Source organism: Psychrobacter sp. APC 3281 (genome assembly GCF_030407815.1).
GTDB lineage: Bacteria > Pseudomonadota > Gammaproteobacteria > Pseudomonadales > Moraxellaceae > Psychrobacter.
In genome coordinates, this window is sequence record NZ_JASDCS010000002.1 from 76,594 (window position 1) to 99,521 (window position 22,928).

Here is a 22,928-nt window from a genome sequence, read left to right on the forward strand (position 1 = left end):
TTTCTAAGTACTGTCATGCGTTCACAGATTAGATTAAAAGAAACCCATTTTTTTAGGGCTGTACGAAACCAGCATGTTTTTGGTTTGCTGATAATGATCGAGCATCATCAGATGGTTTTCGCGGCCGATACCTGATTGCTTATAGCCACCGAATGCCGCATGTGATGGATATAGATGATAGCAGTTGGTCCATACGCGGCCCGCTTGGATACCACGTCCGAAACGATAGGCTTTATGTACACTACGAGTCCAAACGCCAGCGCCTAGACCATATAGCGTATCGTTGGCAATTTGCATGGCTTCTTCGTCGTCTTTAAAGGTGGTGACAGCGAGTACAGGTCCAAAGATTTCTTCTTGGAACACGCGCATGTCGTTGGTGCCTTCAAAGATAGTTGGCTTAACATAATAGCCGTCTGCTAGGTCGCCATCGTGTTTGGCTTGATCGCCACCGACTAGGACTTTTGCACCTTCTTTTTTACCGATATCAAGATAAGATAAAATTTTCTCTAACTGATCTGAGCTGGCTTGCGCGCCAATCATAGTCTCAGTATCTAGTGGATTGCCCATTTTGATGTCTTCGACACGAGCGATACAGCGTTTGATAAATTCGTCGTAGATGCTTTCGTGTACGAGTGCACGTGATGGACAAGTACAGACCTCACCTTGGTTTAGGGCAAACATGACTAGTCCTTCAACCGCTTTGTCCAAGAAGTCATCGTCTTCGTCCATGACATCAGCAAAGAAGATATTTGGGCTTTTGCCACCAAGCTCTAGCGTCACTGGAATGATGTTTTCGCTGGCGTACTGCATGATGAGGCGACCCGTTGTGGTCTCACCAGTGAAGGCAACTTTGTTGATACGTGGGTTTGAGGCAAGTGGTTTACCAGCTTCAACACCAAAGCCATTGACAATGTTTAACACGCCTTTAGGTAAAATGTCAGCGATACCGATCGCTTCTAACATATATAGTATCGAAGCAGGCGTTTGCTCAGCAGGCTTCATAACGATACAGTTACCAGCGGCTAGAGCAGGGGCAATTTTCCATACTGCCATTAGAATAGGGAAGTTCCATGGGATGATTTGCCCGACAACGCCAAGCGGCTCATGGAAATGATAAGCAATGGTGTCTTCATCAATTTGACTGATACCGCCTTCTTGTGCGCGGATGGCACTGGCGAAATAACGGAATTGATCGATAGCTAGCGGAATATCTGCCATCAAGGTTTCGCGCACAGGCTTGCCGTTTTCGTAGCATTCAGCAATAGCGATCGCTTCTAGATTGGCTTCCATACTATCTGCGATTTTTAATAATAAATTCGCACGTTCAGCGACGCTGGTTTTGCCCCAAGCGTCTTTGGCAGCATGCGCGGCATCTAGGGCTTTTTCGATGTCTGCTTCTTTTGAACGGGCGACTTGGCAAATGGTTTTACCATCGATAGGACTTGGGTTGTCAAAGTACTCGCCATCGACAGGAGGGGTCCACTCACCATTAATAAAGTTATCATATTTTTCGCGGAATTGGACGGGACTGTTTTCAGTATTGGGATAAGCGTATAACATTAACCACTCCTTGTTGTGTATTATGGTTATTTAAAATATGGTTACTTACGTATGACCATTTAAAAATACATTCTTGGTCTTCCTAACCAAGTTATCATCCTATCGTACTGAGCTTTTTAGCAGAACGATAATGACTTTTTATAATGATATATTTTGTATCGTATAACTTTAAGTTATGTGATATGAGTCGGTTAAAATGGTTCGCAAACGGTATGCAGCTGTTATAATTGTAAGCATCTACTTTGGCTTGCTATGGTTACTGAATTAATCATGGCGGCTTTCTTTTTGTACTATTTCTTCTTCATAATATTGGTTGGTTTGGATCTATGCGTCAATCTTCTGCTCTTGATATCCTAAAAACAGGTCAAAACGTCTTTTTGACCGGCTCAGCAGGTTCAGGTAAGACTTATACTCTCAATCAATACATCGATTATCTACGCGCCCGCCGTGTTCCTGTTGCGGTGACAGCCAGTACGGGTATTGCCGCCACGCACATGAACGGCACGACGATTCATAGTTGGTCAGGTATCGGTATCAAAGATGAGCTCACTGATCGAGATTTGTCTACCTTATCACGCAAGCAGTTTTTAGCAGACAGGTTGAAGGATACAGCGGTCTTGGTCATTGACGAGATATCAATGCTACATGCCAAGCAGCTTAACTTGGTCAGCCAAGTGCTCAAGCATATTCGCAAAAATGACAAAGCGTTTGGCGGTATTCAGGTCGTAGTCGCAGGAGACTTCTTTCAGTTACCGCCGATTGGCAGTAAAGGTGAGACAAATCGTGAAAAGTTCGCCTTTATGTCTGAGGCTTGGCTCGATGCCAAGTTCCATATTTGCTATTTGTCTGAGCAGCATCGTCAAATCAGCGATGCAGCCAATGGCGGACTCGATTTAGACGATATTCTTAACCAAATTCGTCGTCAGGAAGTGACCTTTGAGGCGATTGCCGCTTTAGAGGCGACTTATGACCAAAGTGTCGATATCAAGCGTACGCGTCTGTATACCCACAATCTCAACGTCAATAAAATCAATGACAAAGAACTGGCGTCTCTAGATGGCGAGATGATGCGTTTTGAGGCGACGGCGACAGGCGATAGTAAGCTGGTAGAAACGCTAAAAAAGACCGTACGTACCCAAGACGAGCTGATTCTTAAAGTCGGCGCCAAAGTGATGTTTATCAAAAACAATGCTGAGCTTGGTGTCTCTAATGGGACGATGGGCGAGTTGATTGGATTTGCTGCTGTAAAAATAGATGATAAAGACAGTAATGACGCGTTAATCGAAGACGATAGCAGCGATGAAGTTGATGAGGATGCTGCTGGCGAAAAAACGACAAAAGGTAAAAAGTCCGCTGCTAAGAAAGATAAAGAAAAACCAAAGTCGAAGAAACCAACGACCCAAAAAATGCCTGTCGTGCGGCTTAATTCAGGACGAGAAGTTATCGCTGAGCCTGAAGAGTGGATTATCGAAGATGAAACGGGTGACGTGCTGGCAAGTTACTTACAAGTGCCGCTCTGTCTGGCATGGGCGATTACCATTCATAAATCGCAGGGCATGACCCTCGATGCGGCTGAAATCGATTTGTCGCGTACTTTTGAGTTGGGACAAGGCTATGTGGCATTGTCACGCCTCAAATCGCTATCAGGTCTACAGCTGCTGGGTATGAACGACATGAGCTTGCAACTCGATCCATTGGCTCGCGGCGCAGACAAGCGGTTTTTGGTACTGTCTGAAGAAGCGGATGCCAACTATGCGATGCTAGATGAAGAAAGCATGCAGCAGGCACATGAAAAATTCGTGCTGAAGTCAGGTGGGACATTGAGCAAGTCGGTAATCGATGCTTACGCCACGCTACAAAAGAAGCGCCGCGAACAACAGCAAGCGAAAATCGATAAAAAACAGAAATTAGGCAATCAGGTCTCTGACAAATCAGACAGTACTCTACTTGCGACCAGAGTGTTGTTAGAAGAGAGTTTGACCATTGCGGAGATATCACAAGCCCGTCAGTTGTCACAGTCGACTATTATGCGTCATATTGCTGACCTAAAATCACAAGACCCCAGTCTTGCCTGCGATCATCTGCGTCCAGATGATGAGGTAATGACAGCCGTTGGTAACGCCTATGTCGCTATTAAAGTCGCTAATAATCCAAATGACTTCAATGATGACGGTAGTATCAAACTGCGTCCGATATTTGATCATCTTAAGCAAAGTATTGACTACAATACCATTCGCCTCGCATTGATTTTTATCACCCCATAGTTTTGCTGCTTATAATTTTATTGCCTATAACTTTGTTGCCTTTATTTTTATAGGCTTTATTTTTGCTATTTCTTAGTATTCAGCAGTCATTAGCGCACTCAACGTGATAACGCTCAGTTTTTACCCCCATTTATAGCGATACCCTTTATGTCCAATGTTATGCCTGATTTTTCGAGCGCTACTTATCAATTGACCTCTGACCCGATAGCGGCGACGTTCCGTACTACTGGTGAGCATACACAGCCACTGAGAGTCGCTATCAATGGCTTTGGTCGTATAGGGCGCAATGTACTTCGTGCTTTGCTAGAGCGCTTTGAAGTGTTGGGCCGTGCGATTCATGTGGTGGCAATCAATGACTTAGCACCAGCGGATATCTTGCTGCATTTACTCAAGTTTGATAGCACCCATGGCCGCCTCAGTCGATTAGGAGTAAATGCTGAGATTGTAGAAAGTGAGTCAGGTGATACGAAAAAAACCGAACTCTGTCTGACTAAAAACAATCTGACCTACTGCATCAATATGCTATCAGAGCCTGATCCCAAAAATTTACCTTGGCAGGCGCTGGGTGTCGATGTGGTTTTAGAATGTACTGGGCATTTTCGCTCGTATGAGCAGGCGACGCTACATATTGACGCTGGCGCGCAACAAGTAATCATCGGTGCCGCCCCATTTGACGATGTGGATGCCTGTATCGTCATGGGCGTAAATACCGATGCGCTCACGCTTGAGCTACCGATTATCTCTAGTGTTTCTTGTACCACGCAGGCTTTAGTGCCGTTGATTGATACGCTAGATAAGGCATTTGGTGTGCAGTCCGCTATGATGACAGAGATTCATGCAGTCACTGCGGATCAGACGGTACTAGATCAAGCACACCGAGACCCAAGGCGGGCACGCGCTTCTGGCTATAATATTATCCCAACGACATCCAGTAGTATCGCTGCCACAGAGCGGGTGTTACCAGCCATGGTCGGCAAGATAAACGGACATTCGATACGGGTTCCCACTATCGACGTGGCTGCGATTGATGTCACTTTCGTATTTGATACGCCAGATGTCGATGTCGAGACAGTACGAGAAGTACTTAAATCTGCCAGTCAGGCGCATTTGCATGACATCATGGCTTATACCGATGAGCCATTGGTATCTAGTGATTTTATTCATCAGACTGAGTCGCTTATCATTGATGGTCAGCAGCTTATGCAAGTAGGTGGTCAGTATAAGGTTTTTGCATGGTATGATAATGAATGGGGTTATGCCAATAGGCTGCTCGATATGTGCTTACATCTGGCCTCAAGCAAGCGATAATGCACCAATTTACAAGTATTCGAAAATTAATTGAATTTTTTTAGTTTAGGGGCTTGCATTATAAAATGATATCTATATAATGATGCACCAATGGAGACGTGGCAGAGCGGTTGAATGCACCGGTCTTGAAAACCGACAAGGGTTAATAGCCCTTCGAGAGTTCGAATCTCTCCGTCTCCGCCAAATTCGAAAAAGCCCCTATCAGCAATGATTGGGGCTTTTTTTTATGGTATTGATAAAAGTATTAATTAGTACCTTCTATAAAATACTCAATAGTAGGTTGTACAGCTACTTCACTACTTCACTAACGAGTTTTCAAATTCGATTGTCTGATCGTCTACTAAGATAAGCGTACCTTTATTAATCTCGATAGTGATGCCACTAGCATTTTTGATAGCGCGCATGACATTGATATCCTCAATGCTGCTTTCAATAATGATCTTGCCAGACTGTTCTGTTGCGATAGGTGGATCAAACGTTGTCAAAGGCACATTAAAGTTTTTACCTTTTGTCAGATTGGCATCCTTCATGGTCAGCGTCCCTTTAAAGCTTTTTATCGCGCTTTTGCCATGATTGGATAGCATAAACTGCATTTTGACCTGATTTAAGCTATCGCTATCACTGGTTTTCACAGGGAGCAGGGCGACAGGGTACATCTGTGCAGTAGCGTGAGTCGCTTGACCTTTGACAATTGGGCTTTTCTTGCCCGTTGGGTTGTTTGGATGCAGCCGCTCGTATTCACGCTGTTGTATCAGCGCTTGCTTGATAGTGGTGCGCGGCATGGCTCCTGATTCATAAGCATCGCTCAATTTCATACGCAGCATATATCGGCTGAGTACTTGTTGATCGGCCTCAGACAATTGCTCAAAAGTTTGTCCTAGCTTTTTTTGCCATTGGTCAGAATCTGTCGGTATGGTTGTTTTACTTGGATCAGTCTGCGGCGATGAGCAGCCAGTCGCAATCACTAGCATTGCTACCGTCATGGTTGAAAACAAAGTTTTGTTGAAACGCTGATGTAAGCCCGTCATCGTACCCCTCCTTGCAGCTCTTTATTATGTTGAAACCTTATAAATAGTCGCGACTATATTCTTAATATACCTTGTTTAAACATCTGTTGTGTTTAGTTATGGCTAACTAAAACCGTAGATATCTCGGAGTGCTTAAAAACATAGGTACTGTAGATGAGCTGGAAGCAGGGCGTAAGAAGAATGGAGTTAGAGAGATATCAGCAATGCTTTAACTTTTATAACAGCCACAAAAAAGACCAAGCTCGCGTTAGCAAACTTGGTCTTTTTTATTTTAATGTTATCTAGCAGCGTTACTATTAATTAGCAACGATATTATTAATTGTTTAATCGTTGTCTTGTAACTCAGATAGCGGGTGAGTGATGTTGTTATTATGCGTTACTACAATCGCTTCATCAATAATATGTTGGCTAACGCCGCGCTTACGTAGTGTTTCGATGAATACTTCATCATGGGCAAGCGTATAATCCTGATGGTCACGATCCAAGCCCTGACGAATATAAAGACGAATAAGCCCTTGAATGCGCTTAAAGCCCAAGTCTGATGACGTCGTTTCTAATAGCCCAATCATTTCTTCAGACAAACGAATACTAATCGGGCGCATGATTTTTTGCGGATGATCAGAAAACTTATTTTTTATACGTACAGGTATCATAATAAACCATTACTTTTAGTGAGTAAGAGCGAAGCACTCAAACAAAAACGAACCCAATCAAAACTAATCTTACCATACAACAAAAATGTCTAAAAGAACACCACAGCCGTGCTAATATTATTAGAAGTAAATATAAAGGACACAGCAATAAAAAAACCTCCACCAAATTATGATGAAGGTTTTTAGTATATGGCTCTCCAACCTGGGCTCGAACCAGGGACACACGGATTAACAGTCCGTTGCTCTACCAACTGAGCTATTGGAGAATAGTTGGTCATAACAGCAAGTTATTGACGCTTTATATTAAAGCAGTTAATTAGCTTGTTTGCGTTATGTGGGGCACATTTTAGCCAAGTCACTACAGGCTGTCAACCTTATTATGCGTTTAATTATAAATATTATCGCAATTATTGAAAATTAACGCCAATCCCTTATCAGATAGGCTATTTCAAGGCAGAACTTAGTAGAAAATGACGACAAATGTGTTTTAAAAATAAAATGTGCTTTAGAAATAAAAATTATTTTCAGTGAATTTTATATGGCACATGGACAAACGATAAGAATATGGAACTAGACGTCAATTCGGCAAAGTAAAACTGGATCTAATGCTCTATATATTTGAATATGAAAGTGATGCGACACCGTTTGACACAATAAAGTTGCAAGACAATCCTTCACATTAGCAATAGAGTTCTATAAAATACCGACCATGTGGTTTCTTTGCTATGTTTTTTCATAGCATGCGTTGAACAAAAGCGGGTGTTCTAAAGATGAGTCCTACTACGATTGCTTACGGTTATCTGACTATTGCCATTATATGCGAAGTGGTGGGTACGACTTTTTTAGTAAAGTCAGAGCAGTTCACCCGTTTGGTGCCGACGCTCATTATGGGTTTGCTTTATGTCATCTCATTTTATTTGCTGGCGCAGACCCTTAAGACCATACCACTTGGTGTTGCCTACGCGCTGTGGGGCGGACTCGGAATCGTACTGACATCACTCGTTGGTGTGGTGCTATTCAAGCAAAATCTTGATACAGCAGCAGTGGTCGGTATCGCGATGATCGTCGGCGGTGTTGTTGTGATGAACTTATTGTCTAATTCTGTGGTGCATTGATATGGAAAATGCTTATAAGCGTAAAAAACAGCCAGAAGTCATTCGTCGTGCGTTGTTAGATCAAGCAGCACGTATCACATTGGAGCAGGGCTTATCTAAAGTGACGTTTCAGGCAGTCGCTGATGCGGTTGGGGTGACAAAGGGTGGCGTGATGCATCATTTTTCTACCAAAAACGCACTCGTGCTAGAAGTTTTCAATGATGCAATGGCTAAGTTTGAGGCAGAAGTAAACGCAGCAATGGCTGACGATCCTGTTAAGTACGGTTCATTTACCCGCGCTTATATAGATGCCACTATCAGCCTCGGCGAGCAAGGGCAGGAAGAATACGATAACCAAGCGACCTTATATGTACTAATGCTAGGTGATAGTGAGCTGCGTGAGTTGTGGGCTAAATGGGCGAATGAGCAACTAAAAAAACATGCAGCAACGGATAATACCGAGACATTATGTATGGTTCGCCTTGTCGCTGACGGTATTTGGCTCTCAGACTTTTCAGGTATCGATATCGCAGACAAACAATCATTGCGCGATCGCTTGATAAAAATGACGCAACAAGACTTTGATTTGTAAAACGATACTGATTTATAAAATAACTTTTATTTCACTATTTAAAGACTAAATTTCTTAAAGACTAAATTTCGAAACTTAACTAACGACGACATTATTCGGCCTGAGTACTTTTATATAGCTACTTTTGCCAATCGTCCTAAGGAGAATTTATGACTGATATTAATAATTTGACAGATATTATCGATTTAGATCAAGTACAAACAGCCTATATCAACGGTCGCTACCTAGCGGTTGATGAATCGCTGAAGACTTTTGAAGATATCAATCCAGCCACTGGTGAAGTGTTGGCAACGATTCAGCAAACCAGCAATGAGCAAATTGATGAAGCGGTAAAAGCCGCACATAAAGGTCAAAAAGTTTGGGCGGCGATGACAGCGGTCGAGCGTGGTCGCATTTTATCAAAGGCTGTTGAGATATTGCGCGATCGCAATGATGTGTTGGCACTACTTGAGACCAAAGACACAGGTAAAGCCTACTCTGAGACGAAGTACGTCGATATCGTCACGGGTGCTGATGTCGTTGAATACTATGCAGGGCTGGCACCGATGATTGAGGGTCGTCAGATTCCATTGCGTGATACTAGCTTTGTCTATACTCGCCGCGAGCCACTTGGCGTAGTCGCAGGTATTGGTGCGTGGAACTATCCGATTCAAATCGCGATGTGGAAAGCGGCACCTGCATTGGCTGCGGGTAATGCGATGATTTTTAAACCATCAGAAGTGACACCATTGACGGCATTGAAACTGGCAGAAATATTGACAGAAGCTGGATTGCCAGATGGTGTGTTTAACGTCGTACAAGGTAACTACGAAGTAGGTCAGGCGCTGACCAATCATCCAGATATTGCAAAAGTATCGTTCACAGGTGGCGTACCAACTGGTAAAAAAGTCATGTCGAGCGCGGCAAGCTCATCTCTAAAAGACGTAACCTTAGAGCTTGGTGGTAAATCGCCATTGATCATATTTGATGATGCAGATATCGATACCGCTGCTGACATCGCTATGATGGCCAACTTTTACAGTACTGGTCAGGTATGTACCAACGGTACGCGCGTATTCGTCCCTAAAGCGCTACAAGCGAAGTTCGAGCAAGCCATCTTAACCCGTGTTGAGCGTATCAGACTGGGCGACCCTATGGATGAGAACATCAATATGGGTCCACTGGTTAGCTTCCCGCATATGGAGCGCGTGCTTGGTTATATCGAGCAAGGTAAAAAAGGCGGCGCACGTCTGCTAACAGGTGGCGAGCGCGTTACAACGAACGAGCTTGCCAACGGCGCATTTGTCGCACCGACAGTATTCACTGATTGCACGGATGATATGACTATCGTACGCGAAGAAATCTTTGGCCCAGTGATGTCGATATTGACGTACGAGACCGAAGAAGAAGTCATTCGCCGCGCCAATGATACCGATTACGGTTTGGCAGCTGGGGTTGTGACTGCAGATCTAAAACGCGCACATCGAGTCATCGCTCAAATCGAAGCTGGCATCTGCTGGTTGAATACGTGGGGCGAGTCAGCAGCACAAATGCCAGTAGGCGGCTATAAGCATTCTGGTATCGGCCGTGAAAACGGTATCGAAGCGCTCGAACACTATACTCAGACCAAATCTATCCAAGTAGAGTTGAGTGCGTTTGAATCTGTCTTTTAATCAATTTTATTGAGAAAAACCAAGCCAGTAAGGTTGCTTATCAGCTTTTATTTAGCCTTTTTAGTAGACCTTACTGACCCTAAACGATTTATGTTTTTTCAATATTATGGAGTATGTTATGACATCAACCACACCTGAGTATGACTATATTATTGTTGGAGCAGGCTCAGCAGGAAATGTGCTGGCCACGCGTCTGACCGAAGATGCCAGTATTAAAGTACTGCTATTAGAAGCAGGTCGTCCAGATTATCGTTTTGATTTCCGCACGCAGATGCCAGCTGCGCTTGCCATGCCGCTACAAGGGACGACTTATAACTGGGGTTATAAGACAGATCCTGAACCCTATATGAATAACCGTGTCATGGACTGTGGCCGCGGCAAAGGGCTAGGTGGCTCATCACTGATTAATGGTATGTGCTACATCCGTGGTAATGCGTTAGATTTTGATGATTGGTCTAAAATAAAAGGCCTATCAGACTGGACGTATTCGGATTGCTTACCGTACTTTAAAAAGCTAGAAAACTGTGACGCTGGCGAGAACGACTATCATGGCGTGGGCGGTCCTGTTGAAATGACTACCTCAAAGCCAGGAGTTAATCCACTGTTCCAAGCTATGATTGAAGCGGGCGTACAAGCTGGCTATCCACGTACCGAAGATCTAAACGGCTATCAGCAAGAAGGTTTTGGTCCGATGGATCGCTTTGTGACGCCTAACGGTCGCCGTGCTTCAACGGCTCGCGGCTATCTTGACCGTGCCAAACCGCGTAGCAATATCACGATTTTGACGGGTGCATTGACTGACGTAATTTTATTCGACGGCAAGCGCGCTGTCGGGGTCAAAGTCGAGCACGAAGGCCAGACCAAAAACTTCCATGCCGCTCGTGAAGTGATTGTCTCATCTGGTGCGATTGCCTCACCGCAACTACTGCAGCGTTCAGGTATCGGCCCTGGTCAGTGGTTAAAAGACGCTGGCGTGACTGAAATATTGGATCTGCCAGGTGTCGGTAATAACTTACAAGACCATTTAGAGCTATATATGCAGTATGAATGCAAACTACCAGTGTCAATCGCGCCTGCCAATAAATGGTGGAATAAGCCTGCGATTGGCGCAGAATGGTTGTTCAATGGCACAGGTCTTGGTGCGTCTAACCAATTCGAAGGTGGCGGTTTCATCCGTACGGATGAGAAGTTTACCCATCCAAATATTCAGTATCATTTCTTGCCATTAGCCGTACGCTACGATGGCCGCAGTGCTGTGAAATCACACAGCTTCCAAGCACACGTCGGCTCACTGCGCTCACCGAGCCGTGGTCGCGTCAAGCTAAAATCACGTGATCCGAAAGCACATCCAAGTATCTTGTTTAACTATATGTCACATGATTCAGACTGGCAAGAGTTCCGTGCTGCAATGCGTATCACGCGTGAGATCATGCATCAGCCAGCACTTGATCCTTATCGTGGTCGCGCGATTGCACCGACTGATGATCTTGTCACCGACGCCCAGTTAGATGAATACGTACGCAATCATAGTGAGACGGCTTATCATCCATCTTGTACTTGTGCGATGGGTGAAGATAACGATTCGGTAGTAAACGGCGAAGGTCTGGTACATGGTATTGATGGCTTGCGAGTCGTCGATGCGTCTATCATGCCAAACATTATTAGTGGTAATCTCAATGCTACAACTATTATGTTGGCAGAAAAAATCGTCGATAAGATGAGAGGCGTACAGTTGCCACGTTCAACGGCAGATTATTATGTGGCCAATGGTGCACCGCTGCGATCAGAGCCAATGCGTGATTATCTCTCGACAGTGTAGGCTGCGATATAAGCCTGCATACAGGATACTGAATAAATAACGATATGAGAAAATTTCAGCAAAAGGGCCTTTTCAAGTAGAGGCCTTTTCTATCAGCGCTAACGTATTAGAATAATGAATACCGTTCAGGTTGAATTTGTTTATAATTTTATTAGCTTTTTATTTATTGGTACTGCTTTGTCCGTCATGCGGTTGGTTCCACGTTATACGGTTATAGATCATCAGTCTACTATTAGACGATGCCGGACAAAGCAATATCGGACCCTGTTTAATTTACCTATTGAGGTCTTTTATGTACAGTTCGCCATCACAAGATGTGACGAAACCTCTGACCCTAAACAAAACGGTGTTTTTGGGCTCAGCTATTATTTCTATTTTATTGATAATCTGGACCATCGCTTTTCCAGATTATAGTGAGGCCTTATTGAGCGCGAGCATGACTTGGGTATCAGACAAGTTTGGCTGGTATTATATGTTGGTGGTTGCCGCTTATAGTATCTTTGCATTGTTTGTTGGTTTTTCTAAGTACGGTGATATAAAGCTTGGCCAAGACCACGAAAAAGCACAATTTCCGTTTTTAGCGTGGGCTGCCATGCTGTTTTCAGCGGGTATCGGTATTGACCTGTTGTTCTTTGGTGCCTCTGAGCCTTTGATGCATTATTTGACTCCGCATACTGGTCTAGAGCCTGCGAGTGCTGAGGCCATGCGCGAAGCACTTGCTCAGACTTTCTTACACTGGGGTCTACACGGTTGGGGTATTTATGCGCTGATCGGTATGGCGCTGGCTTACTTTGCTTATCGCAAAAACATGCCACTCGCGCTACGCTCGCCGCTAACACCGATATTTGGTGAACGTTTAATCAAAGGCTGGCTAGGCGATGGTATTGATACCTTTGGCGTCGTCTGTACGTTGATGGGTATTGCGACCAGTTTGGGTATTGGGGTATTACAGGCAAATGCTGGCTTGACCCATGTGTTCGGTATCGAATCTAGCAAAACGGTTCAGGCGCTCATCATTGTAGGTGTTGTCGCGGCGGCTGCTATCTCTGCGATGACAGGTGTCGAAAAAGGCGTTCGTCGTCTATCTGAATTCAACATGTTGTCGTCAATACTATTGTTGCTTGCCATATTGGTAATGGGCAATACGGTGTATCTATTAAATACCTTTACTCAAAATATCGGTCAATATTTTCAAACCATCATTTATAAAACCTTTGACGTTTATGCTTATGACGGTGCTGCTGGTGCCGAGTGGAAATCTTGGTGGACGATATTTTTCTGGGCATGGTGGGTTGCTTGGGCACCATTTGTCGGTCTATTTATTGCACGTATTAGCCGTGGCCGTACGTTGCGCGAGTTTGTATTTGGCGTGATGTTTATTCCGCTTGGTTTTATCTTCGCATGGTTCTCTATCTTTGGTAATTCAGCGATAGACTTGGTTGCCAATGGCGCAACAGAGCTTGGCGAAATCGCGGTCAATGATGCGGCAATGGGCATGTTTGCGCTGTTTGAGTACTTCCCTTACAGTGAGGTATTGTCATTTGCTGGTGTGGTTATTGGTCTTATTTTCTTTGTGACTTCTGCTGACTCAGGCGCGTTAGTACTAGCGAACTTGAGCTCAAGAGGTATGACCAATGATACCGATGCTCCTGTTTGGTTACGTCTGTTTTGGGCAGCAGCCACTGGTCTTATTACGTTAGGATTATTGTTTGCAGGTGGTTTTTCTTCACTACAGTCTGTCTCTGTCATTGCAGGTTTGCCATTCTCTATTATTCTTGTGCTTTACATGATGTCTATGTGGAAGTCGCTAAAAGAAGAAGGCAACAAGCGTAAAGCCAGTACAATCGGCACGGCAAATGTGTTGGACAGCGGGAAGAGCTGGAAAGCGCGCTTGCAACGTATTGTGAGCTTCCCAGGCCATGCACAGGTTGAAAAATTCTTGCATACGGTTGTGATGCCAGCGATGTCTGAGGTCGAAAAAGAGTTTAAAGCAGGTGGTCTCAAAACTTCGTTAGATACCAAAAACCTTGCTAGTATCGGTGAAGGTATCGATGCAGGCATGGATCAAGACAGTGGTCAGGTAGATGGTCTAAAACTGCGTGTCGGTCATGGCGATGAAGATGACTTTATTTATGAAGTCAATCTGATTAAAGCTCATCGTCCTAACTTTACATTGAGCACATCTACCAAGCACGCAGAATACTACTACCGTGCGGAAGTGTTCTTAAGTGAAGGCTCGCAAGAGTATGACTTGGTTGGCTACTCAAAAGAGCAAGTATTGGTTGATATCCTAAATCAGTACGAGCGCCATTTGCAGTATCTGCATTTAGAGCGTTAATCAGACACACTTTTTAAGTAAAACTATCCCCATAAGTTGCACGCAGCTTATGGGTTTTTTTATGACTAACTATTTATAAATAACTGTCATTTAAGTTGAAGATATATCCCAAATAAGTGGCAAACAAGCACCGCAAATATAAGGTAAAATTCCCTAAGATTAAATTGATCGACTGATACGCTGCAACGTATTAGCAAAGGATACATTTGTGACCAAATTAAAGTACATAGCGCATTACTCAGAACAGATTCAAACTCAAGCTGCTCAGCTTATAACTGATGGTAGGTTGGGCGAGTATCTGGAAAAAAAGTACCCGACTCAGCATCAAATCCAAAGCGACAAAGCGCTCTATCAATATATAAATGAGATAAAAACCCAATACATGCGTAAGATTGGTCAGCTATCAAATGTCAGTTATAGCAGTAAGCTCAAGGTTTTAAAACATGCCCTAGGTATCCATACGACGCAGTCACGCGTACAGGGCAGTAAGCTCAAATCGCACAATAGTATTACGGTAGCTAGCCTATTTAAAGACGCGCCGCCAGAGTTTTTGCGCATGATAGTGGTGCACGAGCTTGCCCATTTCAAAGAGCATGAGCATAACAAAGCGTTTTATCAATTATGCTGCCATATGGAGCCTGAGTATCATCAATTTGAGCTGGATACGCGACTGTGGTTACACTGGCGCGAGTTGTAGCCCTAATATAGTCAAGTCTATATAAATCTGCTACATCGTCATCCTCGCTAAGCATACTAATGTATAACTTGCACTCGGTTGCCTTGTACTACTTTTAAATTGAATCGACTATAGTATGAATAACAACCTTAACAAGGTTCATAGTGATGTTAACAACAGCCACATAAATATCGTGTTCTTCTCTGTAGCAATCATCTGAGCCGCTAGGGCGTGTCCTCAATTCAATTGATCATATCTAAACGGGCTAAAAATGGCTAAATTTTGCCAAACATCGTTAAATAGCTGGTTAATATCCCGATATGATCTGCGCTATTTTCCTTGTTTGACTGCAATTTATCTCATTTTTATCACCATTTTTAAAATGAGGACACGCCCTAGAATTACGTTATAATCCTAACCACACACGATATAGTCCATAAAAGGTTGTAAACAATGATTAATACCAAAATATATAAAGCCATTTACACCTTAGCCGAAGAATTGTTAGAAGCGGATCGCAGAGGCAATCAAGAGAAATTTGATTCGCTGTATGCTGAACTAAATGCCATTTGTACCGATAATGAAGGCACTGACAAAGACCACCCAGAACAATGGGAAACGCTCGCTGACTTCACAGAAGATTTGGACGCAGCACTGGTCATTTATGACAAAGCATTGGCCAAGGCTACTGCCATTAACTCAAAAGATCATATGTCATCGATTGCTTTTTCTATGGCGGTGCTACAGCTTGAGACAGGTGAAAAAGAAGCCGCTATCCAAAGTCTGCAAAATGCCAAAATCACAGCCAATAAAATTGAAGACAAAGAGTTCAAGGTTGAGATTGATGAGATGCTTACTAAGTTGTTAGCTGAGTAGTTTTGATTATAGCCAATCCTCTACAAATTAAGTACGGTGCCAGTCTCGCCTAGCTTACTACTTGTACTACTTTCACTAGGCTTCCTTGTATCCAAGTTATATTGAATCGATTATAAATAGGGTAATCAGTTATGCAAGACATACCTGTGGTAATCATTGGTGGTGGGTTGAGTGGATTATATGCTGCATTCTTATTAGAGCGAAAGGGCATAGCGTATAGACTGTTAGAGGCGCGTGATACCTTGGGTGGTCGCATTGCAGTTGCTAAATATTCAGATGCACATGCTACTAATAACAGCGCTGATGTCGACCAAGCAGAATCAAGCTCGGCGTTTGACTTGGGACCGTCTTGGTTTTGGCCGGATTATCAAACGCAGTTAAGTAGTCTGATTGAGTCGTTGAATTTGTCACGTTTTGCGCAGTTTGAAGAAGGCGATATGATGGTTGAGCGCGCTGCCAACCAGCCACCTGTGCGTATGCAAGGTTACAAAAGCGCACCACCTTCTATGCGTCTAGTCGGTGGTATGGCTGCTTTAACTGATGCGCTATATGCTCGCCTAGATGCTAGTTGTATTATGACCAGTCAAACGGTAAGGCAGTTGAACAAGACGTCTCAAAATATTGAAGTACAGAGCGAAGATACTTCTGGACATGTGAACGGACATGTGATGACGTTCCGCGCGCAGCATGTGCTACTTGCGTTACCGCCTCGATTGGTAGAAGGCCGGATATTATTTCAGCCAGCGCTACCGCAAGACTTAAGTGAACAGTGGCGCGAGACAGCTACTTGGATGGCGCCCCATGCCAAATACGTCGCTGTTTATGAGTCATCGTTTTGGCGAGATGCTGGTCTCTCGGGTGCCGCGCGCAGTGCGATAGGGCCGCTTACTGAGATACATGATGCCTCTACGCTAGAGGGCGATGGGGCATTGTTTGGTTTCTTTGGTGTTCCTGCTCAAGTACGACAGAGTGTCTCTGATACAGTGCTAAAAGAACATTGCCGTGCCCAGTTAGTGCGACTATTTGGTACACAGGCAAGTACTACAAAAGCTGAATATCTCAAAGACTGGGCAAAAGACCCATTAACAGCGATGTCTGCTGATGCCAGCGGCAACGGTCATCATGCAGAAGCCCCGCCATCCAAACCAAAAATAGGCGTGTGGCAAGACTGTCTAACAGGTTGCGGTAGTGAGTGGTCAGCGCAGTTCCCTGGCTATGTCGCTGGGGCAATTGATGCAGCAACCGTCGCTGTACAAAGCTTACCTGCTACCATTTTGCGCCAGTAGCTATTAGGGTGCTGCTATAAGTTATTACAAAGGCCATCCAACATGACTCAAAAATTCATCATCCAATAGGATAGTCGATGAATGACTCGCTCAAACAAACCAGTACTCAAAAGACCACTTGGCTGGTGCCTTTTGTTTGTCTACTGGCAGGCGGCGCACTCACTGGTATCTCGACCAATGTGGCAAAGTACGCTATCGATGTCGGTCTGACCCCATTAGGATTTTTGTTTTGGTCGATTACTGGTGCTGCTGTTATTTTATTACTAGTAGCGCTCATCAAAAAAGAACTCCCTCCTCTTAATGCGCGCAGCTTAGAGTATTACTTTGTCGCGGCGCTTGTCAGTGTTGCGGCCGCCAACTTGCTATTATTTTCTGCTATTCCTCATGTGGGCGCAGGTTTCGTCGCCTTAATCCTTTCATTGCCGCCACTGCTAACTTATCTTGGTGCGCTGTTACTACGTATAGAGCAATTTTATATTGTCCGTGCGCTTGGGGTCATCGCGGCACTCATCGGGGCAGGAGCATTAGTCGTACATCAATTCACGGCGCCAGATTCTAGTGTGTTTTGGATTTTAATCGCGCTTTGTGGTCCAGTGCTACTCGCTATTGGCAATATATATCGGACGTTACGCTGGCCTGATAATGCGTCTTCTGGTGCACTCGCTCCAGGTATGTTGCTTGCGGCAGCGATGCTGCTAGGTTTATTCGGTATGATCTCAGACTTCTCTATTGCTGTACCTTTAGAGAATTGGTTGCCGCTAAGCATGATAGCTACACAAGCAGGCGTATTTGCTGGACAGTTTTTACTGTTATTCCTATTGCAAAAGACAGGTGGGCCTGTGTTGCTAAGTTTGTTAGGTGCGGTAGGGGCTATTGTCGGCGTACCTGTCGCTATTTTTTTGCAAGGGGAGAGTCCACCAGAAGGTTTATTTTTAGGTGCGACTTTAATTGCTATTGGCGTGTCGTTGGTGACATGGGGCGGTGTAAAAATAGCAAGAGTAAAAGAAGAGGTTTAATAAGTGTGTATAGGCGATAGCATTAAACTATAGAGTTATTAAAACCGTTACTTCCTAATGCGCACTTCTTATCTCGCTCTGGTTATCAGTATCTAGCTTATCAATACCTGCTATGACTCAATAATTGGTTACGATTAACTTAAATCACTTTTTGTGGATATGATAAAAAAGGAGTATAAGTATCGTGGTTATTGTTGTCATGGACTCAGGCTATGAATGCAGCCACGCGTTATCGATTATTAAACAATTTTACGATTCTCATTAGTGTCATCGGGGTAGCGATTGCCTTGTTAGATAGTGGTTTTACACTACCGACGTGGCTCCAGCAAGTATTCCATATTTTCTATTTGGTCATCATCTTCCTTAGTTTTATGGTGACCGCTGGTCGTTACATCTATACCAAAAAGCCATTAACGCTTAATAAAGTCGCCATCTTTGACGCGCTGACTAGCATTGCCATTATCATTTTATTGACCGCGCATTTTACGGACTTAGTACGTTCGGGTCTATCTGCTGCCGTTGATGGCTTTGTCGCGATAAAGATAGCGGTGTTTGTCACCTTCGTCCGCGAACTCTCCGATCATAATTTCAATCTCAATCGTACCTTTCTACATCCTGCCCAGTTTTTTATTCTAAGCTTTTTAGTCGTGGTGCTGGTTGGTGCCTTGCTATTGATGATGCCCAATGCGACGACGCAGCCGCTGTCTTTTGTGGATGCGCTTTTTACTGCGACCAGTGCGGTTTGTGTGACGGGACTTATCGTAGTGGATACTGCCACCTATTTTACGACTTTTGGCCAAGTCATTATTATGGGTCTGATACAAATTGGCGGCTTAGGTATTTTGACCTTTGTGACCTATTTTAGTTATTTCTTTAAGGGCGGTGTCAGTTATGAGACGCAAGCCAGCATCAGTGAGATGTCTTATATGCGCGGTATGGGTGATGTGGTGTCGACACTCAAGTCTATCTTATACGTCACATTTGCGGTCGAGGCGGTAGCGGCTGCGCTGATTTATATCAGTATTTATGACATACCCAATATGGATTGGTCTGAGCAGCTATTTTTTTCAGTCTTTCATGCGATTTCTGCTTTTTGCAATGCTGGATTTTCGACCTTTAGTGCTGGCTTGTATGATGATTCACTACGTTTTAATTATTCACTACAGCTGATTCTGGCGATGACATTTATCTTCGGTGGTATGGGTTTTACCATCGTGGTCAATGTGCTTAGGTATTTACGTTATCGTGCTCAGCGGCTGATAAATCGTCATGATCAACGCTACATCTATCAGCCTTGGTTACTTAATATCAATAGCCGTATTACTTTGATTACTACAGGTGCATTACTACTAGTCGGTCTTATTGGGGTGATGATATTTGAATACAATAATGTGCTCGCTGACCACACGAGCTTCCTTGGCAAGCTCGTAACCGGGTTTTTTACGGCGGCTACCCCGCGTACCGCAGGATTTAATGTCATTGATATGGGTGAGCTTACGTTTCCAACGGTAATGCTGACGATATTTCTGATGTGGATTGGTGCGTCGCCAAACTCGACAGGTGGTGGTATTAAGACCAGTACCTTTGCGATTGCGCTATTGAATACATTAAGCCTAGCGCGTGGTCAGACCAAGATAGAGGTGTTTAAACGGGAAATTGCTGAGATTTCAGTTCGCCGTGCATTTTCTATTATGTGGCTGTCGCTACTGGTCATCGGTACGGGCGTGACACTCATCAGTTATGATCAGCCAGAGCTTGATTTGATTAAAGTGGTGTTTGAGTGCTTCTCAGCTTATAGCACGGTGGGCCTAAGTTTAAACCTGACAGCAGACTTATCAGATTTTAGTAAAATAGTAGTTTCGGTCATTATGTTCGTTGGCCGCGTCAGTATGCTGACGATATTTATCGCACTGCTTAAAAATATGCGCCAACGTAATTATCGCTATCCTACGGAAGAAATTACGATTAACTAATCCGTCGCAAACAGTTAATTAAACCGTCGTAAACAGACTGAGTCGTTCTTAATAAATAGCAAAAAATATTAAAAAAGGTTGTTTAAGTTATGAAGTATATCATCGTAGGACTAGGAAATTTTGGGGCATCATTGGGATCGGCATTGACCAGTCAAGGGCATGAAGTGATTGCTATTGATAGTAGTATGCAACGGGTTGAAGCTTACAAAGAAGTGATTTCGCATACGCTGTGTATGGATGCCACGGACGAGTATACGGTTAGCGGATTACCAATCGTTGATACTGATATTGTCATTGTAGCGATTGGTGAAGATCAAGGTGCCAATGTTATGGCAACAGCGCTATTTAAGACGTTAAAAGCCAAGCGTTTAATTAGCCGTAGTATCAATCCGCTACACGAAAAAGTCCTACAAGCCATCGGCGTGGATGATTTGATTCACCCTGAAAAAGAAGCGGCCAATCGCTGGGCCAAGCGTCTGTCACTACGCTATTTTGTTGATTCGTTTGAGTTAAGCGATAACTTCAGCATGGTAGAGATTAAGATTCCAAATGTGCTGATTGGTAAGACTGTCGACGACTTACAGTTAGAGCAAAAGTTCAATATCCGATTGCTTAGTACGTTGCGCTATGAGTATTATGAAGACAGCTTTGGTCGTACGCAGAGCAAGCCTAGCATTCAAGGTTTGGCGACGCCTGAGCAAGTATTGCAAGAGCGCGATGTACTGGTGATTTATGGCGCCAACAAACATATCAATCAGTTCTTACGTAGTGTGGGTGTGAAAATAAAATAGCAGCTTGCCATTGCAGTAATACCAGAAGGTATAGGGAAATGATTATGAATAAGCGAAGTATCTCTGTCCTACTGATCGCCATAATGACACTACTGTCAGGTTGTGATCAATCAGTGCAAGACCCGAACGTTCTTTTGTCTGAGCATCAAAAAGACCCGATTAAAGAGTTGGCGATTACCTCATACGTGGATCACAGTCAGTTTGGTTACAAGCAAACCTTTTATGTGCCGATTTATTCTGATATCTATACCGATAGAGACGCTCGCAAAGTGCTGCTATCGGCCACGCTGAGTGTACGTAATACCACGCTCAAAAAGTCACTGTATATCAATAAAATTGATTATTACGATACAGATGGAGCATTGGTCAAATCATATCTAGATAAGCCTATCGAGCTACCAGCGATGGCCACGCTCAACTATATCGTTGAAAAAGAAGAGGATAAAGGCGGTTCTGGTGCCAACTTTATCATCGAAGTAGAGGGTGTGGATGAAACGGTTAAACCAGTTATCGAGGCGGTCATGATCGGTAACTTTAGCAATAAAGGATTTGCCTTTAGTACAGAAGGCACGCCCGTGATACATTGATATATGTATAGTCGGTACGTAATTTAGGACATTAAAAGAGCACCGTAGCATAGGCGGAAGTAGTTGCTATTTTGCTATCTAGCGATGCTCGTATAAATGTATTAAACGAATCAACATGGACAGTTCAATTCAAGGAAGAGTTATGTCTGCAACCAAAGAAGAAATCAGCGCCTTTATGGCATTGGAGTTTCCCCAAACCAAATGCGTCGTCGAGGCGGTCAACGAAAATGGCGCGACCTTATCGCATGAGATCGGTGTAAATGAGTTGCGTCCCGGTGGCACAGTTTCGGGACCTGTCATGATGGCCGTTGCTGATGTCGCTATCTATGTGGCGATACTCGGAAGAATCGGTATTGTCCCATTGACGGTGACGACGAGTTTGACCATCAACTTCTTGCGTAAGCCATCAGCAAATGCTCGTATTATCGCCGAATGTACCTTGATGAAAGTAGGCCGCACGTTGATAGTGGGCGAAGTCTCTCTTTATTCAGAAGGCTCTGATGACATCGTGGCTCACGTAGTCGGCACGTATTCTGTACCGCCTAAGCGTATTTAAAGCGCTATGTAATAGTTTGGGTTTCTTATAGAAAGAGCAACTGACTTAAAAGACTGCTTTTATTTTATAAGTTAATGTGCTTCGTAAGATAGCTACACTCACTTACTCACTAGGATCTGATCCTGGTGGGAAGTCATGGCGTAGCTGTGCGACATTGGTAGGGGTCACTATATCTGTGAAGCTATTTAGATCGCTATGCACGTATTGTGTGACAGATGCTATTTGCTCGTCATTCATCATGCGGTAGAATGATGGCATACCGCGCAGGCCATTGATAACGACACTAATAATATAATACTTCGATTGCATCTTACTGTTGTCAGCTAGCGGTGGATAGTAGCCAGCGCCTTGTGCACCTTCACCTTTTTGCATATGACAACCAGCACAAGAGTCATCGTAGAGTTTCTTACCATTGGTCGTGAAAAATCCCGTCTTGCCTTGTGCGCTGCCTTCAAACTTGGCGAGCCACTGCTGCATGCTGCCATCTTCGCTCATTTTTGGTATTGAGCCTATATCGACAATATTGCTGGTGGGTTCAGCCAATTCTTTTTTGGTCATATATACGCCGCCCCATGCGCCCTGATTGCGACTGGCTTGATTGTCAAAATTATTTTTAAATACCATGGGCGCTGTCTGCGGTTTGGCGATAGTAGCTACGTTTTCTGCTTTATACTGACTACAGCCTGACAACGTTGTTAACACTATCGATCCGCCAACCATGAGCATCATTATTGCCTTGCTCGAGCTGAGCGAGCTAGATAATTTGATTGAGTTTGCTGTCACCACGTTCATAATTATTTCTAATGTGCCTAGTCTCATTGTTATCATCCTTGCTTGAACGGCAGAGTTGTTATTCAAA

19 protein-coding genes and 2 tRNA genes are annotated in these 22,928 nt (G+C 44.0%); 16 read left to right on the top strand and 5 right to left on the bottom strand.

The genetic code is table 11. The features are described 5' to 3' along the window. Window positions 1–33: 33 nt before the first annotated feature. Window positions 34–1,560: an aldehyde dehydrogenase family protein gene (locus QL886_RS02285; RefSeq protein ID WP_290177513.1), complete on the bottom strand. Its 1,527-nt coding sequence runs from the start codon at window positions 1,558–1,560 to the stop codon at window positions 34–36. 326 nt (window positions 1,561–1,886) lie between these two features. Between QL886_RS02285 and QL886_RS02290 the strand changes: the two genes are divergently transcribed. The 3 genes from QL886_RS02290 to QL886_RS02300 all read left to right on the top strand — a co-directional run bounded on the left by QL886_RS02290 (window position 1,887) and on the right by QL886_RS02300 (window position 5,315). Beyond that, entirely contained in the window at window positions 1,887–3,824 is a 1,938-nt protein-coding gene (locus QL886_RS02290) for an AAA family ATPase (RefSeq protein ID WP_290177514.1), read from the top strand. Between the two features lie 159 nt (window positions 3,825–3,983). Beyond that, window positions 3,984–5,132: a type I glyceraldehyde-3-phosphate dehydrogenase gene (locus QL886_RS02295; protein ID WP_290177537.1), complete on the top strand. Its 1,149-nt coding sequence runs from the start codon at window positions 3,984–3,986 to the stop codon at window positions 5,130–5,132. 92 nt (window positions 5,133–5,224) lie between these two features. After that, a tRNA-Ser gene (locus QL886_RS02300) sits at window positions 5,225–5,315 on the top strand. Window positions 5,316–5,428: 113 nt separating this feature from the next. Here the strand turns inward: QL886_RS02300 and QL886_RS02305 are convergent. The 3 genes from QL886_RS02305 to QL886_RS02315 all read right to left on the bottom strand — a co-directional run bounded on the left by QL886_RS02305 (window position 5,429) and on the right by QL886_RS02315 (window position 7,079). Further along, the gene (locus tag QL886_RS02305; RefSeq protein WP_290177515.1) at window positions 5,429–6,160 is read right to left on the bottom strand and encodes a hypothetical protein; all 732 of its coding nucleotides are present in this window, start codon (window positions 6,158–6,160) and stop codon (window positions 5,429–5,431) included. Between the two features lie 323 nt (window positions 6,161–6,483). Then, complete coding sequence (locus QL886_RS02310) at window positions 6,484–6,813, bottom strand: hypothetical protein (protein WP_057761113.1); 330 nt, start codon at window positions 6,811–6,813, stop codon at window positions 6,484–6,486. A 190-nt stretch (window positions 6,814–7,003) separates the two neighbouring features. Then, window positions 7,004–7,079: transfer RNA gene (locus QL886_RS02315), tRNA-Asn, on the bottom strand. A 504-nt stretch (window positions 7,080–7,583) separates the two neighbouring features. Between QL886_RS02315 and QL886_RS02320 the strand changes: the two genes are divergently transcribed. From QL886_RS02320 to QL886_RS02380, 13 genes are all read left to right on the top strand, one after another. Beyond that, window positions 7,584–7,928 carry a multidrug efflux SMR transporter gene (locus QL886_RS02320; protein WP_290177516.1) on the top strand — a complete coding sequence of 115 codons (345 nt, stop codon included), beginning with the start codon at window positions 7,584–7,586 and terminating at the stop codon, window positions 7,926–7,928. Between the two features lies 1 nt (window position 7,929). Continuing rightward, on the top strand, window positions 7,930–8,499 hold the full coding sequence (locus QL886_RS02325; protein WP_218870191.1) for a TetR/AcrR family transcriptional regulator: 570 nt from the start codon (window positions 7,930–7,932) through the stop codon (window positions 8,497–8,499). 149 nt (window positions 8,500–8,648) lie between these two features. Continuing rightward, on the top strand, window positions 8,649–10,151 hold the full coding sequence (betB, locus tag QL886_RS02330) for a betaine-aldehyde dehydrogenase (RefSeq protein ID WP_290177517.1): 1,503 nt from the start codon (window positions 8,649–8,651) through the stop codon (window positions 10,149–10,151). A gap of 118 nt (window positions 10,152–10,269) precedes the next feature. Beyond that, a complete protein-coding gene (betA, locus tag QL886_RS02335) occupies window positions 10,270–11,970 on the top strand; it encodes a choline dehydrogenase (RefSeq protein ID WP_290177518.1) in 1,701 nt (566 codons plus the stop codon). Between the two features lie 292 nt (window positions 11,971–12,262). Continuing rightward, entirely contained in the window at window positions 12,263–14,308 is a 2,046-nt protein-coding gene (betT, locus tag QL886_RS02340; protein ID WP_114700453.1) for a choline BCCT transporter BetT, read from the top strand. A gap of 208 nt (window positions 14,309–14,516) precedes the next feature. Next, complete coding sequence (locus QL886_RS02345) at window positions 14,517–15,005, top strand: M48 family metallopeptidase (protein ID WP_201568888.1); 489 nt, start codon at window positions 14,517–14,519, stop codon at window positions 15,003–15,005. A gap of 432 nt (window positions 15,006–15,437) precedes the next feature. Next, window positions 15,438–15,860 carry a tetratricopeptide repeat protein gene (locus QL886_RS02350; protein ID WP_238051768.1) on the top strand — a complete coding sequence of 141 codons (423 nt, stop codon included), beginning with the start codon at window positions 15,438–15,440 and terminating at the stop codon, window positions 15,858–15,860. Between the two features lie 131 nt (window positions 15,861–15,991). Then, a complete protein-coding gene (locus QL886_RS02355; protein ID WP_290177519.1) occupies window positions 15,992–17,146 on the top strand; it encodes an FAD-dependent oxidoreductase in 1,155 nt (384 codons plus the stop codon). Window positions 17,147–17,223: 77 nt separating this feature from the next. Continuing rightward, the gene (locus tag QL886_RS02360; protein WP_290177520.1) at window positions 17,224–18,162 is read left to right on the top strand and encodes a DMT family transporter; all 939 of its coding nucleotides are present in this window, start codon (window positions 17,224–17,226) and stop codon (window positions 18,160–18,162) included. A gap of 212 nt (window positions 18,163–18,374) precedes the next feature. Further along, a complete protein-coding gene (locus QL886_RS02365; protein ID WP_290177521.1) occupies window positions 18,375–20,135 on the top strand; it encodes a potassium transporter TrkG in 1,761 nt (586 codons plus the stop codon). Between the two features lie 89 nt (window positions 20,136–20,224). After that, window positions 20,225–20,926 (top strand): TrkA family potassium uptake protein, encoded by a 702-nt coding sequence (locus QL886_RS02370; RefSeq protein WP_057761091.1) that lies wholly within the window; start codon window positions 20,225–20,227, stop codon window positions 20,924–20,926. Between the two features lie 44 nt (window positions 20,927–20,970). Further along, a complete protein-coding gene (locus tag QL886_RS02375) occupies window positions 20,971–21,513 on the top strand; it encodes a DUF3124 domain-containing protein (protein WP_290177522.1) in 543 nt (180 codons plus the stop codon). 142 nt (window positions 21,514–21,655) lie between these two features. Next, entirely contained in the window at window positions 21,656–22,069 is a 414-nt protein-coding gene (locus tag QL886_RS02380) for a PaaI family thioesterase (RefSeq protein WP_290177523.1), read from the top strand. A 102-nt stretch (window positions 22,070–22,171) separates the two neighbouring features. Here the strand turns inward: QL886_RS02380 and QL886_RS02385 are convergent, their stop codons facing one another. Further along, a complete protein-coding gene (locus QL886_RS02385; RefSeq protein WP_290177524.1) occupies window positions 22,172–22,861 on the bottom strand; it encodes a cytochrome c in 690 nt (229 codons plus the stop codon). Window positions 22,862–22,928: the final 67 nt, after the last annotated feature.